At 37.4% G+C, this 17,534-nt stretch carries 14 protein-coding genes; all 14 read right to left on the reverse strand.

Translation table 11 applies throughout. The features are described 5' to 3' along the window. Nucleotides 1–237 precede the first annotated feature (237 nt). The 14 genes from A9970_RS09355 to A9970_RS09420 all read right to left on the reverse strand — a co-directional run bounded on the left by A9970_RS09355 (nucleotide 238) and on the right by A9970_RS09420 (nucleotide 17,534). Nucleotides 238–1,248: a hypothetical protein gene (locus tag A9970_RS09355; RefSeq protein WP_182982113.1), complete on the reverse strand. Its 1,011-nt coding sequence runs from the start codon at nucleotides 1,246–1,248 to the stop codon at nucleotides 238–240. A 247-nt stretch (nucleotides 1,249–1,495) separates the two neighbouring features. Then, the gene (locus tag A9970_RS09360) at nucleotides 1,496–2,158 is read right to left on the reverse strand and encodes a hypothetical protein (protein WP_182982114.1); all 663 of its coding nucleotides are present in this window, start codon (nucleotides 2,156–2,158) and stop codon (nucleotides 1,496–1,498) included. Nucleotides 2,159–2,331: 173 nt separating this feature from the next. Continuing rightward, nucleotides 2,332–2,772: a PH domain-containing protein gene (locus A9970_RS09365; protein ID WP_182982115.1), complete on the reverse strand. Its 441-nt coding sequence runs from the start codon at nucleotides 2,770–2,772 to the stop codon at nucleotides 2,332–2,334. Nucleotides 2,773–2,846: 74 nt separating this feature from the next. Continuing rightward, nucleotides 2,847–3,284 (reverse strand): hypothetical protein, encoded by a 438-nt coding sequence (locus tag A9970_RS09370; protein WP_182982116.1) that lies wholly within the window; start codon nucleotides 3,282–3,284, stop codon nucleotides 2,847–2,849. Nucleotides 3,285–3,330: 46 nt separating this feature from the next. After that, nucleotides 3,331–3,843, reverse strand: a complete 513-nt coding sequence (locus tag A9970_RS09375) for a hypothetical protein (protein WP_182982117.1) — start codon at nucleotides 3,841–3,843, stop codon at nucleotides 3,331–3,333. Nucleotides 3,844–3,940: 97 nt separating this feature from the next. Then, nucleotides 3,941–5,287, reverse strand: a complete 1,347-nt coding sequence (locus A9970_RS09380; protein WP_182982118.1) for a DUF4302 domain-containing protein — start codon at nucleotides 5,285–5,287, stop codon at nucleotides 3,941–3,943. Beyond that, nucleotides 5,287–6,657, reverse strand: coding sequence for a substrate import-associated zinc metallohydrolase lipoprotein (locus tag A9970_RS09385; RefSeq protein WP_182982119.1), 1,371 nt, complete (start codon nucleotides 6,655–6,657; stop codon nucleotides 5,287–5,289). Before A9970_RS09385 ends, A9970_RS09380 begins: the two co-directional genes overlap by 1 nt. A 7-nt stretch (nucleotides 6,658–6,664) precedes the next feature. After that, nucleotides 6,665–8,122 carry a RagB/SusD family nutrient uptake outer membrane protein gene (locus A9970_RS09390; RefSeq protein ID WP_182982120.1) on the reverse strand — a complete coding sequence of 486 codons (1,458 nt, stop codon included), beginning with the start codon at nucleotides 8,120–8,122 and terminating at the stop codon, nucleotides 6,665–6,667. A 12-nt stretch (nucleotides 8,123–8,134) separates the two neighbouring features. Continuing rightward, complete coding sequence (locus A9970_RS09395; protein WP_182982121.1) at nucleotides 8,135–11,755, reverse strand: SusC/RagA family TonB-linked outer membrane protein; 3,621 nt, start codon at nucleotides 11,753–11,755, stop codon at nucleotides 8,135–8,137. Nucleotides 11,756–12,006: 251 nt separating this feature from the next. Next, nucleotides 12,007–13,161, reverse strand: a complete 1,155-nt coding sequence (locus A9970_RS09400; RefSeq protein WP_182982122.1) for a FecR family protein — start codon at nucleotides 13,159–13,161, stop codon at nucleotides 12,007–12,009. Between the two features lie 46 nt (nucleotides 13,162–13,207). Beyond that, the gene (locus A9970_RS09405) at nucleotides 13,208–13,735 is read right to left on the reverse strand and encodes an RNA polymerase sigma factor (protein ID WP_046672051.1); all 528 of its coding nucleotides are present in this window, start codon (nucleotides 13,733–13,735) and stop codon (nucleotides 13,208–13,210) included. Between the two features lie 419 nt (nucleotides 13,736–14,154). Then, nucleotides 14,155–15,000: a DUF4302 domain-containing protein gene (locus tag A9970_RS09410; RefSeq protein WP_259655362.1), complete on the reverse strand. Its 846-nt coding sequence runs from the start codon at nucleotides 14,998–15,000 to the stop codon at nucleotides 14,155–14,157. A 10-nt stretch (nucleotides 15,001–15,010) separates the two neighbouring features. Then, nucleotides 15,011–15,916, reverse strand: coding sequence for a putative zinc-binding metallopeptidase (locus A9970_RS09415; RefSeq protein WP_159727261.1), 906 nt, complete (start codon nucleotides 15,914–15,916; stop codon nucleotides 15,011–15,013). A 1-nt stretch (nucleotide 15,917) separates the two neighbouring features. Further along, on the reverse strand, nucleotides 15,918–17,534 hold the full coding sequence (locus A9970_RS09420; protein ID WP_159727263.1) for a RagB/SusD family nutrient uptake outer membrane protein: 1,617 nt from the start codon (nucleotides 17,532–17,534) through the stop codon (nucleotides 15,918–15,920).

Raw genomic sequence — 17,534 nt, forward strand, 5'->3', positions numbered from 1 at the left:
TAGAGTGCAATTTAATATACAAAAGACATTTAACATCCAAAGAGAAATTTATTTAATTTATATAATTAATCCATTTCGATAACAAGAAATCTATTTGTCAACTCTGGATTGATAACGTTTTCCACAATGTTATTAACAAGCTGTGGAAAACTGCGAACACATCAAATTTAGAAGAAATATAAGACGATATACTATGCTCGGCCGAAAGTTTTTTACGATGTAAATAAGAGATACATATTATTGTTTATTCAGCATTCGAATAAAGCTACCATTTGCATAATCGAGTTTCTGTGTATAGTAGTTTGTTTCAGGGCCTGCAACCAACGCACCTCCTATCGCACCTAGCAACAGGGAAGCTACAACAACATTGGTTGCAGATGCAGTTTCCATAACGGGGCCAACAAAAATAAAATCATCATCTTCCTTGATTATAGCATAAAACTGATCTTGACTTGAAATAAAAGGATTACCAGCATGCACTACTGCATAATAATCTTTCGGATTTACTTTTTTAAGTTTCCCTTTTTCATTCTCTTTAAAGAAGCCTAAGTTTAAATCCCCCTCTCTTAATTGGGCCTGCCCACCTGATGGTGTTTGAAGGGCAAATTCTTCGTAGGTCAGATATAACCCATCTTTATATGTTTCCGTGTTATAAAGTGCCAATTGTTTCTTTTGAATATCGTCGTAATGTTCGATTTCACTGAGACTATAGCTTTCTGTGGTATCGCCGTTTTTGGTTAATGCATCAAAGATCAGGTTATTGACAACCTCGCTGGCGCGTGCCAAAGTCGCTTTGGTTACATCCATCCCTTTAACGACAATAGCTGTATCAACTCGGGCTAGCTGTAAATATTCTCCATTAGCCTCTTTTGAGAATAAGATTGCTCTAAAATCCAAAAATCCCTTTTCAGAAAAAGCTCCCGTCAATTCCGCTATGCAGAATTTTTCCAACCGCATCAGCAATTCACCATTTCCCTTACGACCGGTTATTTGTTCCAATTGGCTCTGCAACTGTTTTTCCAATGATGGCTCCGCCACCAACAACCGGTTTGCATTCATCATACCGACCTGTATGACGCCGAGATTATCTTTTATCTCTCTTGCGTCGTATAGGTTTATTTTGCCATACTTAGCGTTTTCGACGATCTTATGTGGTTTCGTAAATAGAAATGCTCTGGTCTTTTGTTGTGCTTTCACGACAACAGCTTGTATAAGAATAGAAAATAGGAGGAAAATAATCCGTTTCATGGTAAATAAATTTCAGAAAATAGGTTATACTAAGTTACCATATTATTTGCTCTTCTGCAATGTCCATACTTCTTTATGGATCATACACTTTCTCTCCTATTCACCATCTATATGTTTTACAGCAAGTTCAAGTAGGGCATTCACAAAAGTATAACGATAAGTTAACTTATGCGGTAATGGTGCTAACTAAAAAGTCCGAACATTAGATTAAATTTATAAACTACATCCGCTATTCCTTGTTTTGCTGTTATCGTCCAATACCCCAGGCTAACTGTACATAGAAATGTCCCAGTCTATCCTTTGGCACATTCGAAACTGCAGCATTCACTACTTTCCATTCATTTTGTGCAATAGACGATTTATAACCTATTCTACATTCCGGGCGAAAGCTAGTGCGTTCGGAATTGGATGTTTTCAACGTAACACTTAAATCGACAATAGCAGCATCATGCTCCATTTTAGTTTGGTTGGATTGCGTGGTCAAAAAGTCTCCAAATTCTCCATTCAGATTTTTCTTTTGAACGGTAAAAGTAGTAGACTGCGTACCGACTCCCAGCTGCGGGCTAAAGATCAATCTGCCTGTATGTATCGCATTGGTAGATACATAAACCGTAAAATCTCCTGTGTTCATCGTATTGTCGTTTTTACTGCTTGTCGACAGGCTAAAATTCACGCCAATGAGGGTTTGTTTGATCCTGTATGCAAGTCCAGCTCCAGCATTCCAGCCAAACCCAGGTACCTTTCCGGAATCATAATCTTTCAAAATCCTATTCAAATTGCTTGCATTGTTAAATTGAACACCGGCAAAATAGATCGTCTCAAATGGCAGATGTTTAGTCTGATTGGTTTTTTGTTGCGCAAATAACTGAGCTGCAAAAACAAATAAAAGGGCACTAAAAAAATACTTCATAAAATTTACACTTTGGTTTATTTCAATTAAACTAATTAAGGTAAGGCCTATATCCTTTAATTATGACAACTGAATCAACAGATTCATTACATGGAAAAAATTATTTACAAAAACCTTCGCCCAAAGCAACGAGTAACCAATTCGTATCGACGAAACTTTATTGAGGAAAAAGACTATTTCGCTTCGATAACTTTGATATTAGGCGCAATCTGCCGCAATTTATCAATAAATTGGGTTGGATTTTCCGGATCAACGAATATATCATCAATCACATTATAATGCAGGATCATTCCCCTTCTATAGGGCCTTAAAACGGTGAATTTCATCGCCCCAAACCAAAATACCTTATCCGTCTCTACTTTACGAATGGAGTTGACATCAACAGATTCTGTTCCCCAGATACTTTTTATAAACAGTTTGTTATCTTCAATCCAATACCGCTTAAAAAAGAATGTAAAATACCAGGTTAATGCAAATACCGCGAACAACAATAATGTACCCGTATATAAACCTCGATACAAACCATCGTAGGATATCACGGCAATAAAAATAATCACTACCGTCCCCCAAATATAGCTACCGAAGGGTATGTGTGTTTTAAATACTTCTCTCATACAATCATGAAAACACCTGTAAGCTTAATTATTTTTCAATTAAAAGAATAAAATCAATAGGTTTTATCTTCTTATCATTTTACTTCAATATTAGGGTTAAGATCCAATAGTTGTTTTAGAAAACCGCTATCCTCTCCAAGATTAATAAATAGCTCTTCAGATCCATTAAGATATAATTTCATACCCCTGCGATAGGGGTTCCAAAAATAAAGACGTCCATTTTTTATTAGCCAATCGACTTTATTCCTTTCAACTCTACTGACGGCCTCCAAATTAATCTGCTTGGATTTTATTACCCCTCGAATGAACAAAGTGTGGTTCTCGATCCGATATTGGGTGTAAAAGAAGACAAAACACCACATCGTTGCGATGATGAAACCTATAAACAGTGTACCCAAATACCAGTATTGATTTGTTGAATCATAGGACAAAAAGACAGCAAAAAGAATCATTCCAAGGGCCCAGACATAACTACCAAAGGAAATATAGGGTTTGAAAATTGAATTTCTCATTATAATTTAAAATTTATGGGTTTAACAGCAAATGGCATTTCTCCTTCTATTCTCCTCCTGTTGGAGTTCCTTGATTCGGCTCACTTCCAATTTCTTCGTCTATTTTATCAGGTTTTGGCAGTACCCTAACCAAAACTTTTTTAAGATTAAACAGAATATTATTTCTATCCACTTCACTCTTGTCCAAAACCAAACTATTCTTGATCCCCAAATAGGACATTTTATATACTTCACTGGTTGATGAACCTGACAAAACCAAATTATTTCCATCGATCGCATAAGTATAATCTGTCTTATTGATTGCCAAATTATTCCGTCGCTCTTCTACAGTAACCTGATTGCCATGAAAATTAAATGTTGCATAATTTCCGTTATCATTCGGTTTATATTCAAGATAGGATTTAAAGGCCAACACTCCTTTCTCATTTACCTGTTGTTCGGCTATAATCCTAACATACCATAGCCCTGAGATTTTATCCAATTCGGACTCCTCTTTTTTACAGGAGAAACTTAAAAAAACAAAACTTAAAAACGCCAGAAAAACAAATTTACTTTTCATAATAATCTACTTTAAACAACAATCGGTTAATCATCAACTAGAAATTACATAAAAATTGAGCAGCCAGCGAGGCTAAATCACTGACTGCTCAATCTCATTATCTTAATTGGAATGTCATTACAATATCGGGATTCTCGACAGAAGCAACGCTTCCGTACAATATTCCACCGTCTAGATAATAGTCTAGTTTAAAACTATTCTTCAATAAGAACGAGTGCATTTGATCCAAAATCGCTGAAGTATAGCCTCCCGAAGCCGCAGTTTTCAACGTACATTTATAGGTACCTGTAGCTTCATCTAGCGTATAATTATACACTATTGTTGTCAACCAGCCCGAACTACCACCGTTTTGGCTTGAGAAACCTCTAAGTTCTATCCTTGAATTGGCTACATCCCAGCCTAATTCCATATATCCTGAATTGAACGCGTAGCCCGTACCGGAAGCCAATCCATTGTGGAAACGCTGCAAAATGGTAAGACCACTGGCTGATGTTCCTGGATAATATGTTTTATAAGGACTTCTCATGCCAACATATTTACTGCCCATCAACTTAAATAATGGTAATATTGGCTGAACTGAATTCTTAATCTCAGATTTAGCACCTTTACTGTCAACCAGATACATCTTCCCATTCTCTACCAATATGGAAACATAAGTAACCCCTCTATAGGTCAGTCCCCCATCTATAATCGTAACGCCATCTAATGCAAATGCATACTTACCTTTCACTGCAGATGTGGTACCATCCGCCAATAATGATGCAAACTCGATGCGTTTTCCATTGGTATTATTGCTCAATGTATTTACAGTGACAGCCATTTTATATGTACTATTTCCATCAGCAACATCAATATATGGATTAGCATTGGTTTTAAAATAATCCACGGTATTATCCAGTGATTTCTTGAGGTCACCAGCTTCGTAAGCAGATTTTTCGGCTGCTGTTGCTTTTATCAATACAAAGGATTGTCTAAATCTTTTTCCAATGAAACCAAGCGTATCTCCTTTTGAATAGGCAAAAGCAAACTCGAGATCACTTTTGTAACCGTCACGTGTTACACCATTAAATGTTGACGAGCTTGGGTCATTCAATAACGAGATATAATTAAACGTATCGAATATCAGCGTTGCTCCATTATCTTGTTTTATACGATAATTTGATTTGGCAGCCGTCGTTGCACTTGTTGCTGTCAAATCAGCCATCATATTGACCTCTTGTTGGCCATTAAAATTAAGGTAAAATGAATATCCTCCACCTAGACCTGTCCCTAAAACTGCTTTCCAACCGTTTGTAGCAGTCTGTAAAACAAAGGAGATCGAATCAATCTTTTCTTTCATTCTAATTTCAGGACGTTCGCCAAAAGTCAGATCGTCATTTTCATTTTTACAAGCTACCATAGCAACTAGCAATAGTAGCGGATATAAGAGTTTATTTAACTTCATTATAATGTCTGTCCTAAAGTACCATACCAATAGTTCGTTGCGTTGTCTTTCTCATAAAAGGCGCCCAGGTTATTATAATCAACTGGATCTACATTTGCATTTAACCAACTTGCAGTAAATATTTTACCAGTGAAGAATGGTTGAACATCATTTGTAAAAGTGTTAATAAATAAATTTGCATTCGAATATGTACCGGTTGTGCCTGCTTGATCTATTTTAGTAAATGTTAAATCTCCGGATGTTGAGTTATATGTGTACGCAAAAGTGTAATCAGCGAAATACTGTGTTCCTCCTGCTGCTGCAGTAAATGCACAACGAATTGTTGCTGTATTTGCATTGTCAAATCGGATCTGCATATAATCCATATTATATTTTGCCGTACTACTATAATTTAAAATAGCCAGCTTCATTTTATTATATATGGTCGAAAAAGCACTCGAAGTACCATATTTCGTATAATAGGAATTGGAGAGATTCATCGTCACCGTTTTGTACAAGCTTGATACATATGGGCGGATACTTAACGAATTATCCGTTGGAGCCGTTCTTTTCATATACTCTTGAACTTCCTTCTGTAATGCTCTGAAATCCACTTTCAGCCCTGTAGTGAAATAATTGACAACATTCGCCTCTTTCTGCTTCAGCTTGGTTTTTCCCAATGTAGAAGAACCACTTGCATAATTATCGTACCATGCCTGTCCTTTTACCAAAAGATGTGCTGCGACCTCCGCATAGTCTTCCGTATATTTACCCATCGCATAAGAAGTCACAAACCCATACTTTTTTGCCGTATCGGCAGGTATCTTTGCCCAATCGGCATTGTAATCGGCTTTTGATATCGACTCAAAATCAGTAGGAATAGCAACCAATTGGTTTAAAATATGGGTAAATTCGTGATGAATTACCAAAACCCCAAAATTAGGTGACTGTGTATTTAAAGAATATAGTGTAACCCGCCTGCCGGCTGCTGCTGTTCCCGCAACACCTGTTCCATCGGTAGCCAATGAAGGCGATCCAAACAACACCCATTCTTTCGGTACATAGCGTTTTATAAAGGTTTCGCCCGCAACTTTACGGTAAGGTAAGATATAGCTTTCCAGTACCGCAGTCATAGCTGGTTTCACCTTATCCACATAAATTGGCGTCACATTCCGTTCTGCATCGTGATAATATCTGTTGTAACGGTACACAACATCAATATTATACTCATCAAGAAAAGTAGTTTTCAACCACGCATCCAATTCCGTATTGGTTTGAGGATCGTCGTCATTATAGTTTGAAAAGTCTACCTTTTTAACTACCTCCTTCTGACAAGAACTGTAAAGGAAGATAGCCAAAAACAAAATCAATATTTTACTTAATATTTTCATAATCTAGTTATCTAGGATTTAATTCTATACCGGCCAATTTAACTTCTTCAGGAAGTTGAAAAATCCGTCTTGGATCGCCGGGTTTCAGTTCAATAGATGTTTCAATTCCCTTTGCATCAATAACATTGTGTACTACAGTTAGATCTCTTCGAGCGATATCGAGCCAACGTAAACCTTCCTGTAAAAATTCAGCTTTTTTTGCTGTCAGTACGGTTTGCACTACCCCCTTTTTCGGGTCTGCTTCACTAAAAAATGCCATGATCTTAGGAAGAGTTACCTGATGTGTACTGGGTACATAATTTCTGATTTTTGTGCTATAAAATGTATTCAGGTCGTCTAATGATGCCTGATAATTTCCTAGCTCAGCATACGCTTCTGCTCTATTTAATATTGTTTCATCCAATGTCAGCAGCGGTTGCATGATATAAGGGAATCCAATTCCAGGTCCAGTATAGAAGAAGTAATATAACCATTTATACGTTGTATAATTTGCGGTGCTGTAGGACAATACTTTGTTTGCCAATGTTCCCCCAGTTACATTGGGTGTATTAAACATCGCTGTCAATGCCGGACCATATCCGTAACGAGGGCTTTCATTATAAGTCCAAGTTGAATAACAGTTTGCCAACAACAAAGTAGATTTCACATCTGATTTTGTAAACCCTTCTCTAAATACAGCACTTTCCTGATTTTGCATTGTTGTATTTATGGGTCTCAATTTCGTTAGAAAATCTCCGCCCGAAGCTAGGGTCGCATGATCAACGGCCTTTTGCCACTCTCCTAAGAACAAATACAAACGAGAAGCAAAGGCATGAGCTGCTTCAGCTGTGAAATGATATTTGGGTATTTTATAGGCTGTTGAAGACAATAAAGGTAATCCTTCTTCCAGATCTTTTACTATATTTTCATAAGTGGATTTAACGGTTCCACGCTCATATTGTTGTAATACCTTCTCGCCCGGCTTTGTGACATACGGAATTCCAGGCGAATCGTTTGCGCCACCGATTTCATAATTTTTAGCAAAGAAGATGGCCAACATATGATGTGCGTAAGCCCGTGCAACCAACGCTTCCCCCTTATATGGATTGGCAGCTGCTCCAAGCTTATAAGTATCGATTGATTCTAATGCTTGGTTAGCCGCAGAAATTGCTTCATAACAGCCGTTCCAATAATTACTAGACGTATTGGTTCCTGCACCAATGATATCTTCCCAGGCATATGGCCTATCACGTGTATCTACAGAGTTTCCTACTCCCGGTCCTTTATCAACCGCATTGTCCGATGCGGATTCTGCAAAAGAAAGATAATCGGCAGAAGGGTAAGCGGTGCCAACCAATTGGGCAACTTTTTGTACCGTATTTATCTCGGTTCGGTTATCCGGTTCTTTATCTAAATATTTATTACAAGAAGCCAATAAAACTAGGGCTCCGATAACTCCAATGTGAATTCTATTAAAATTTTTCATTTCTTACTTATCTTAAAATCCTACTTTTAATGAGATTGTAACCTGTTTTGGAACCGGTAAAGCAACGCCTCCTGTGGCAAAAAACTCAGGGTCTTGTCCGTGCAATCTCTTATCCGCCATAATTGTCCAAATGTTATTTGCAACGACGTTAATACTTGCATTGGTAATACTCATCCGCGAAATAAATTTCTTTGGCAGCGCATATCCCAACGATATATTTTTCAACTTAATATAATCGCCATCTACGACCCGTTCAGTTGAATAATTGTAAGCGTTATAAGGATAAGAGGCACTTACCTGTGTACCAGATGCACTAACAACATTGGTTGCCGAAATTGGATCCAACAAAGCGGGTATCGTTGTTTTTAGCTCATCTCCCGGCATGATCCAACGGTTTAACATGTCTTTTGTCATAACAGACATATCATCATAAGAAGATCTGATCGAAGGTTTTAGACGTAATTTATTTCCCGCAGAAAAGGTAAATAGACCGGAAAGTGTAAAACTTTTATAAGAAAATGCGTTGAAGAAACCTCCCGTAAACGTTGGTTCAACGGGTCCTTCATACTTTAAATAATCTAGGATTTGACTCTGTAGGTATACATTCGTTGTCTTGATACCATCCGTTCCAATGAAAGTTGGATATCCATACTCTGGATTTAAACCGTCAAATTGAAGAGAAAATAAGCTCCGCTGTGAGTAGCCCTGCACGGCTCCACCAGTATTTGAAACTGCCCGCCAGATATTGGGGTTAATATCCAAACGCGTGATTTTATTTTTATTAAAAGCAAAGTTAAAGTTGGTCTTCCACCTAAAATCTTTGGACTTAACAGGAGTACCTGTGATAGCGACTTCAATACCTTTTGCGTCCATATCGGCATAATTGGCCGTCTTTGTATACTCTCCGTCAATACCAGAGGTTTGAATTGAACCTAAAAGGTCATAACTCTTTCTCTTGTACAAATCGACTGTTAATCCGACCTTGCTTTCGAACAAGCCCATATCAAAGCCTAAATTAAACTCGTTCATTTTTTCCCAAGTCAATTCTTTATTGGCAATATTGGATATATAAGTTAGCGTTTCTTGATCCACAATCTCGCGACGTCTTGCTATTTGATTATAGAACACCGCAGAAGAATTTGTTGCATTACCCATATTGGCGACCATACCATAAGTCGCACGGACAGATAGATTGCTTAAGAATAAATCTTTCGGCCAGAACTTTTCTTCATCAACATTCCATTTTCCCGAAACGTTCCAGGTAGGCAACCAACGTGCTGTACGCGATTTACCCATTTTATTAGAGCCATCATAACGGACAGTTCCATTGACGGAATATTTTTGTTTATATGCATAGGCCGCTCGCAAACTATATCCGTTAAACCGGGTAAAGTTATATCCCATACCATAATAAGGTTTGCCCTCTTCTCTTGCTTCTTTAAAATATTCATATGCTGGAACCGCCAATCCTCCGTTCTCATAGGAATATCCAACGCCATCAAAAAATTCAGCTTGACGGTCAGTTGTAATCATTTCCATATTAGCGAAAACATTGACATTATGTCCCCCATTAAATTCTTTATTGAATTCTAAATCCTGACGGAAATAATAATATTTTAAATTGTCGTTATTAATTTTATAAAACCCACCCTCTGGCAAAACACTGATAGGTAAATCGTTTGGAAAAGCAGGGTTGTTATATAGCTTATCATTTGAGCCTACTATGGTCGCATCCGACATGGCTCTAAATGATTGTACATAGTTTGAGTTCTCTTTTAAAAAGGTCTGATTTTCACTTTTTGAGAAACGATACGCTCCCGTAACAGAGTATGAAAGACTAGGAATAATCTTATATTTCAGAGCACCCTGCACTTTGAAATCGATCATACCAAGTTCCATATAATTGTTGTTCACCTCATTTAGGATATTAAATGGTGCATAGTCACGTGTAAAATACTCAAGATCACCATTCTCGTCATAAGGTGTAATCAAGCGACTTGTACCAAGAGCGTAATTATAAGGATTGATATCATAACCTCGATAGTAAGACCCATATACGGGATCTGATTGTTGGTTTACAGTACCCGGTGTCTTTTGTTGTCGAATAGATCCATTTCCTAATACTTCGGCGCTGAATTTTTCATTGAATTTATAGTTGGATCTAAAATTACCTGTAAATCTTTGGACGTTATTACCAATAGTCATCCCAGGATCTTTCAAATAAGAAACAGATGAATAATTTTGGGTCTTCTCAGTACCAGAAGAAACGCTTAAGGAATGTTCCTGAACAAAAGAATTTTTGAACAACAAATCAAACCAATCGGTATTTGCATTTGCGTAACGTGTCAAGAAATCGACCTGACTCGGAGCGTCATTTCTAAGTCCATATGTTTTCGTTGTCTCGTCATATTCATACAGCTTATTGTACATTTTATAAAAGACTCCGCCATTAGCCCCTCTTGAAGCATTTGGAATTTGGTAATATCCCTTATTCTTCAACTCTATCATGACCGCCATTTGGTCATATGAAGTCATTACATCAAAATTATTATAACTCGGCTTAATATAGGATGTAAAATTCCCCGTATAGCTTACATGCGGCTTTCCTTCAGAAACCTTTCCTTTTTTGGTGGTTACAACGATTACTCCATTCATTGCCCGCGCACCATACATCGCTGTTGCTGCAGCATCCTTTAAAATATTAAAACTTTCGATATCGTCAGGGTTGAGTCCTGCAACAGAAGACCCTAACAGGGTATTCATATCTCCCGTTGATAATTGCTCATTGGAGATATTAACCACGTCTTCTAAAATAATACCGTCGATCACCCAAAGCGGCTTATTATCCCCTGATAATGAAGTTGCTCCACGTACACGAATCTTCGGTGCGGCGCCAAAAGTTCCTGAAACATTTTGAAGGGAGACACCCGCGACTTGTCCTTCGAGCATTCTAGAAACATCAGGTACCCCGGCGCGCTCAGCATCTTTGGCATCAACTCTGGTCGCAGATCCCGTAAAAAACTTTCTGTCAATATTTTGATAACCAGTTGCAACCACATCGACCACATCTAATTGATTATCGAGTGATTTCAAAATAATGGGAACAGTCGTACGACCGCCTACAGAAATTTCAGCACCTGCATACCCAATATACCGGACAACTAACGTCGAAGTTAAAGGAGCATTGATTTTAAAACGTCCCTGCTCATCCGTCTGTGTAGAAACTGAAGTTCCTTTAACTGTAATTGTAGCACCACTCAATTCTTTCCCGTCTTTATCTTTGACCGTTCCAGAAATAGACTGCTGTTGCACTTCTACAGGAACCGTTAGACTAACGTTCTTTAAATTACTGTTGACCGAAATGGTATTGGCAATAATTTTGTATTCAATATTATTGCTTTTCAAAACAGCATTCAATGCTTCCTCAACGGAAGCATTCTGAACGTTCACTGAAATCCGGGCCTTAGTATTCAGGTTTTCGCTGTACAGCACACGTAGATGGGACTGCTTGGAGATGGCAGAGAGCGCTTCTTCAATGCGGGCATTGCGCATATTTAACGTAACTTTTTGCGCCGTGCTCTTCGCATGTACGCCAGTTACAAATGCAAATAGAAGACATGTACTAATTTTCATAATACGTAATGGTTTGCAAAATCGTGGGTCTTGAGGGATCAAGGACCACCTTTTGCTAAGTGGTAAGTTATTCATACATTTACACTTTGTGGTTAATTGGGGTTTAATTGTTCAATCTTTAGATTTAGGGCCTGATGATCACATCTTTTTCTGAACAGGGATGCGCCAACATTCCTGTTCTCTTTTTTGGGCCAATGTAGTTGTTGTATTATTTTATCATAGGCATATAGTTTTCTTTTCAATTAGGCTGATTAGGTTCTTGTCGCAATAATGAGTTTATTCCCTTCTAGCTCAAATTTAAGATTGCTTACATAAGATAGCATCTCCAATACCTGAGACAATTTTACGTCACGTTCGATACTTCCCGTATATTCCTTATCGAGCTGTACATCTCCTCGGAATGTAACATCAAGATCATACCAGCGCGATAATTGATGCGCGATATTCGTTATTGTTTCCTTTTTAAAATAAAACTCATTGTTGTGCCATGCAAGATCATGTGCCAAATCGGCCTTCCCTTTGATTAAATTGTCCTTAAAAGAAGATGCATATTCACCGGGGAATAACTCTACATGTTGATTATTTTGCCATACCTCAACTCTACCTTCAGCCAAGGTCGTACGAACCAAATCTGAATAGGAATTAATATTAAAATGTGTACCCAACACCTTGATTTCGTTTCCTCTGGATTCTACTATAAAAGGCTGCTCTGCATTAGGTGTAACTTCAAAATAGGCTTCGCCATCCAAAAAGACCCGACGTTCTTTTGTGGAAAATTGCGCCGGAAATTTCAATTGAGATAATGCATTTACCCATACTTTAGTTCCATCCGCTAAGGTCATCTTATAAAAACTTGCTTTTGGAACAATCAAAGAATTATACTGCAATGGAATTGGTTGATCTGTTTGCTTAACGACCAATTCATTGCTGTTCCCGATTAAGTTATTATTTTTTGTCAAGGTTTTAGTGGAATCACCATCTAAAGAAACCTTTGTACCGTCAGCGAGAACTAATACTGCACCACTTGTAGCAGGTGCTATATCTTGCTTTTTTGAAACTATTACACGCTTACCACCCGAAAGGAATGAATCAAAATCACCTTGCCATAATAGAAAACCTCCTAACAAAAACACAATGGATGCTGCAATGCCCAACGACCATTTGCCAAAAGATCGTCCATTTCGTTTTTTATTATTCAACTTATCCCATGCTTGATTTGCATTCAGTTGTCTAACGATGGATAAATCTTCTTCAATATTTTCTGCTTGACGAAATGATTCCAAAAATCGTCTATTTTGGAGACTGGAGTTCAACCATTTATCCAATTGACTTTGTTCTTCTGCCGTAAGCTGACCGCTCAAGAACTTTTGGATAATTTTTGAAATATGCCCTGTGTTTTCTTTCATATATTACACTAAAGAAACGCTGGACAAAAAAAGGGGTGACAAGAATTTAAATATTTTTTAATAAAAATATAACAAGGGGGATAAATTCAGGGTTTAATCGTTTTAACAGCATTTTCATACCACGCTGTTTTTGTGTTTTCACGGTATTGATACTAATTTGTAGTTCTTTGGTAATCTCCAAATTAGACAAACCTTCCAGATAGCCTAAGCGAAAAACTTGCTGACAGGCAAAAGGCATCTCTTCAATGATTCTATAGATCTCTTGAATAACCTCACTATGGATCATATTTAGTTCTAGCGCTGTATTGTCTTCCTCTGTAAAACCTACTACGTTCCAGTATTTTTGACGAACTTTTTCATGGCGAATGTGGTTATAACAGGCAAATCTTACAGAACTGTATAGGTAATTTTTTATTGCAATCTCATTATCACTGACTTGATCAGTATTTTTGAAATAAGCAATAAAAGAGTCTTGTACAAGATCTTCAGCTATAGTAAGATCACCCAATATCTTCCATGCAAAATGACATAATCCATTATAGTGTGTTTTGAATAATACTTCTTCTTTCTGCATCGTTAGCTCTCTCGTTGCCACTTATTGTATTCTATAGGTGGATATTTAGGACATACAAGTACATCTTCTGCGTTGAGATGTTTAATAATTGTGCCATAAAAATGGCTAATATTTTTTATTATTTGCAAAAAAAATAAAAAATATTAGCCAAGGTTCTATTTTTAGCACCTATAAATAGCTGTTCTTATTAAAATAAGCTACAAAAGAAAATCGCACTAGAACGATTAAAACGAAATATATTAAGATAGCGACAAAAGATTGACTAAAAAAAAGAATCTTTCGCTTAACCCTAAAAGAAAGTAACAAAAACTAACAGCTTTTTCAAAATTGACAAGAATATGCGCTGAAATTTTCATAAAACAATGGCCCCTCCAAATAATCTTTGAAAGAGCCATTAAACATAAACATAAACTATAATTCTACCCTACCGGAACATACTTTACAGTTTTCTCCGGATTTTCAAAATAACCATACGGATAAACGGAGGTTGGACTCACATAAGTCATCTTTTTGACCTTTACGCCTTTTATACTAAATTCCTTATAGAATTCTAATCCTGTCTCTGTATACACGTAAGAATAGATATTCTCGTCGGTTGCATCATCAAATACAAAAGCTCGATTCATATCACTGTAAATATAGGCCTCATAACTCTTTCCCCCTACTTCTACAGCATATTCAAAGAAAGAATCAAATAGTTGAGCTGTTTTTTGAAGTTTTTTTATCAATGCAGCCGGGTCAGATTTTATCGGAAGCATCACAACACGGTTATAAGTCTTGCGACCTTGGAGAACAACTGAATCTGCAGTCGCTTTCAGTACTAAAAACTCAAAATCCCCTTTGGTCCCTGAATCCACTGCTCCTTCTTCTGTATATGCACCTGGAAGTGCAAAAAAATGAATAATTTCGTTGAAAGTATCAAAAGTCAAAATAGGTCCTGCTCCAGGATATACCTTATAGGTGCTTATCTGTGTTGTATAGTCGGTATGTATATTTTTATGCACATAGTCCGCTTGAAACTCAACACGGTCATCGGAGGTAAACTTTGTAAAAAGATTATAACCTCCAAATTCCAAATCTTTACTCGGATAGTATTGCATAATCCAGCCGTTCGGATTTGATTTTAAAATTTTGTATGCATTGTCTACGCTTGCATTCAACCGTTCTGTTGGATTATCTTCAAAGAATCGATCGCGCTTTTTGTCACAACTTGTTCCCAACAAAAGCGATACAAACATGGCTATATAAATTGAATGAAATTTCATAGTCTTTTATTTATTTGATTTTCGTTTGATCAAAATCACCTAATTTCGCTGTCCTATTGAGGATGTTTTTCCGAAGTAAATCCATGTCAATTCCCCATTTATCCTTCATATAAGTTTTTACGATGTTAAGTTTTTTCTGCACCAATGCCCTGCCTGCGGCCGTCGACCCTGGTGCTGTCAATATCGCGTTTAATTCATCCTGACTCCGGGTCACGTAATAGGAATAGAGTTCAGCATAGTCTTCTACCGCTTCTTTTGAAGCATACGGTGAAATAAAACCATCAGCAACAGCCAAACCTACCCTCGATTCCGAATAGGTCTGACTCCAATCATCCCCGACATAAGAAGTTCCTGTAATACTATTAAAATCAGAAGGAAATGGCTTTGTCTGATTCAAAATATGCTGAAACTCGTGATGTATAGTTTTGAAATAATAATAATTTAAATAGTCTACGTCACTACCACTTTCCTCGTCAAGATTTAATAAATTATATAAAGACATCTTTGTACCATTTTCAGCAGTACCTAATACTACGGTACCGTTGTTCATAACAGAAACAGATCCTATATAATTCAGTAACTTCGGGAAGTAACTTCGAATAAATTGTTTGCTCCCTGTTAAATCGTCGTAAGGTTCCAACCCTAAATACTGGATTAACCGAGTCATTCTTATCGATGCATCATAGGTGGCTGGTACCAAATTATAATTCATATCCGATTCCTTGTCCACGTATTTATATAAAACATCTATGTTATAAGGTTTTGTTATATTTTCATAGATATATTTATCTAAATCATTTTGTGTCAACTTCGAATCAATGAAAACACTGTTTGGATCCAGCTTATCTTCCTTTCTACATGAAGCGAGAAAGGAAAGGATTAGCCCTGCATATAATAAATTTTTAAAAATGTTCATCTTACCTTGGATTTGGAGTTAAACCTGCATTAATAACATCTTGTGGCAATTGTACTGCTCTTCTGTTATCATTTGTCGTCAATACATCTGAAGAAACTGATCCTACTGTCCCTCCTGCCAATGTTCTTCTGTAAACCTCTATACCATATCGTTTGAGATCAAACCAACGAAGACCTGTATGAAGCGTCTGAATTCTACGCATAAAAAGTACAGCATGAATCATATTTTCTTGCGTTCCCGATTCAATGGCATATTCTGGATTGTTCAATTTCTTTTTCGGAGTTGGAACTTTTGGCGTGTAATAGGCGAAATGATTGCCCCAGTTATTTATTCCTTCCACGGTCATTTTCGAAGCGAAAGTCACCATATTACCAGCCCAAAGCTGCATATCCTGAATAGCTGCATCATACTTCTTAAGGTGGATATTAGCTTCAGATCTTGTGAGAAGTGCTTCTTCCGAAGTCAATTCTGTCATAGTGGTACGAGCAAATCCAGTTTGTGCTACGGGATCTGTAAATTCAAACAGATACGGAAAGCGAGGTAATAAAGCCTTATCAATATTGGTACCACCATACACATAGGCCCTAATTCGATAATTTGTAGAACCTATTTGAATAGCTCCGGATTCAATACCAGGCCAATTAGCAGAAGCCAAGTAGGGAGCGATCGCAAAAAGAGTCTCTTTCCTTGCAATAACCGCATTATGGTTATATCGCGATTCAGTATAATATGCTCCAAATGTCAGACCTAAACCGGAATAAGGAGAAAATATAAGAAAATTAGCCTTCAATGTACTACTATTATATTCGCGAGATGCATTGCCTTGATCAGCAGCAAAAGCAGCGACTTGCGCATAGTTGCGCAAAGACTCCGTAGGGTCTCCAAGAGCTTTAGAAGCGTAATCAGCAGCTTTCTGCCATTCGCCCATAAATAAATATACACGCGCAGCGAAGGCATAAGCAGCAGTTTTATTAAAATGGTATTTTGCGGTAGCACTATTCGAATATGCCGCATCATCGATCATAGGAATTCCCTCTTCCAGATCTTTAACCACATAATCATAAACTTCTGCCACAGTATTCCGTTGATATTTGGGCGAAAGGGTAGTTTCGGGTTTCGTCATATAAGTAACACCCAGATCAGATTTTGAGGTACTTCGGTTGTAATGTTTGCCAAATAGATTAACCAGCATAAAATGATTATAGGCACGGGCAACCAATGCCTCGCCTTTCTGAGGCTGAAGGTTTTCTGGATTTCCAGCTTCATCAATAGCCTTTAAAGCCGCATTTGTACTCGATATAGCCTTGTATGAAGCCATCCAAAATTCACTGATATCATCATTGCCCTTTTCTGTAATTTCAGACCAACTATACATCTGCCCCGATAATCTGGTCGAATTTGGATTTGTCGCCCCATAATCATCGACATTATCCGAAGACATCTCAGCTGTCATTACATAAGAACTTGTAGGATAAGCAGAAGTCAAGATTTTTCCGATCTTATCCGCATTGTTTAATTCTGCACGGTTATCTGGCAATTCATCCAAATATTTATTACATGAAGTAAAGCCAATGAAACATCCCGAGAGTATTAATATATTTAAGAATTTAGTTTTCAT

Origin of the sequence: Sphingobacterium sp. UME9, assembly GCF_014170215.1 — a bacterium.
Lineage (GTDB): Bacteria > Bacteroidota > Bacteroidia > Sphingobacteriales > Sphingobacteriaceae > Sphingobacterium > Sphingobacterium paramultivorum.

Bases quoted from the DNA above. Each gene is read 5' to 3' on its own strand.
- A9970_RS09355 (WP_182982113.1), bottom strand. From the start codon at position 1,248: ATGAAACGGATTATTTTCCTCCTATTTTCTATTCTTATACAAGCTGTT.
- A9970_RS09360 (WP_182982114.1), bottom strand. From the start codon at position 2,158: ATGAAGTATTTTTTTAGTGCCCTTTTATTTGTTTTTGCAGCTCAGTTA.
- A9970_RS09365 (WP_182982115.1), bottom strand. From the start codon at position 2,772: ATGAGAGAAGTATTTAAAACACACATACCCTTCGGTAGCTATATTTGG.
- A9970_RS09370 (WP_182982116.1), bottom strand. From the start codon at position 3,284: ATGAGAAATTCAATTTTCAAACCCTATATTTCCTTTGGTAGTTATGTC.
- A9970_RS09375 (WP_182982117.1), bottom strand. From the start codon at position 3,843: ATGAAAAGTAAATTTGTTTTTCTGGCGTTTTTAAGTTTTGTTTTTTTA.
- A9970_RS09380 (WP_182982118.1), bottom strand. From the start codon at position 5,287: ATGAAGTTAAATAAACTCTTATATCCGCTACTATTGCTAGTTGCTATG.
- A9970_RS09385 (WP_182982119.1), bottom strand. From the start codon at position 6,657: ATGAAAATATTAAGTAAAATATTGATTTTGTTTTTGGCTATCTTCCTT.
- A9970_RS09390 (WP_182982120.1), bottom strand. From the start codon at position 8,122: ATGAAAAATTTTAATAGAATTCACATTGGAGTTATCGGAGCCCTAGTT.
- A9970_RS09395 (WP_182982121.1), bottom strand. From the start codon at position 11,755: ATGAAAATTAGTACATGTCTTCTATTTGCATTTGTAACTGGCGTACAT.
- A9970_RS09400 (WP_182982122.1), bottom strand. From the start codon at position 13,161: ATGAAAGAAAACACAGGGCATATTTCAAAAATTATCCAAAAGTTCTTG.
- A9970_RS09405 (WP_046672051.1), bottom strand. From the start codon at position 13,735: ATGCAGAAAGAAGAAGTATTATTCAAAACACACTATAATGGATTATGT.
- A9970_RS09410 (WP_259655362.1), bottom strand. From the start codon at position 15,000: ATGAAATTTCATTCAATTTATATAGCCATGTTTGTATCGCTTTTGTTG.
- A9970_RS09415 (WP_159727261.1), bottom strand. From the start codon at position 15,916: ATGAACATTTTTAAAAATTTATTATATGCAGGGCTAATCCTTTCCTTT.
- A9970_RS09420 (WP_159727263.1), bottom strand. From the start codon at position 17,534: ATGAAAACTAAATTCTTAAATATATTAATACTCTCGGGATGTTTCATT.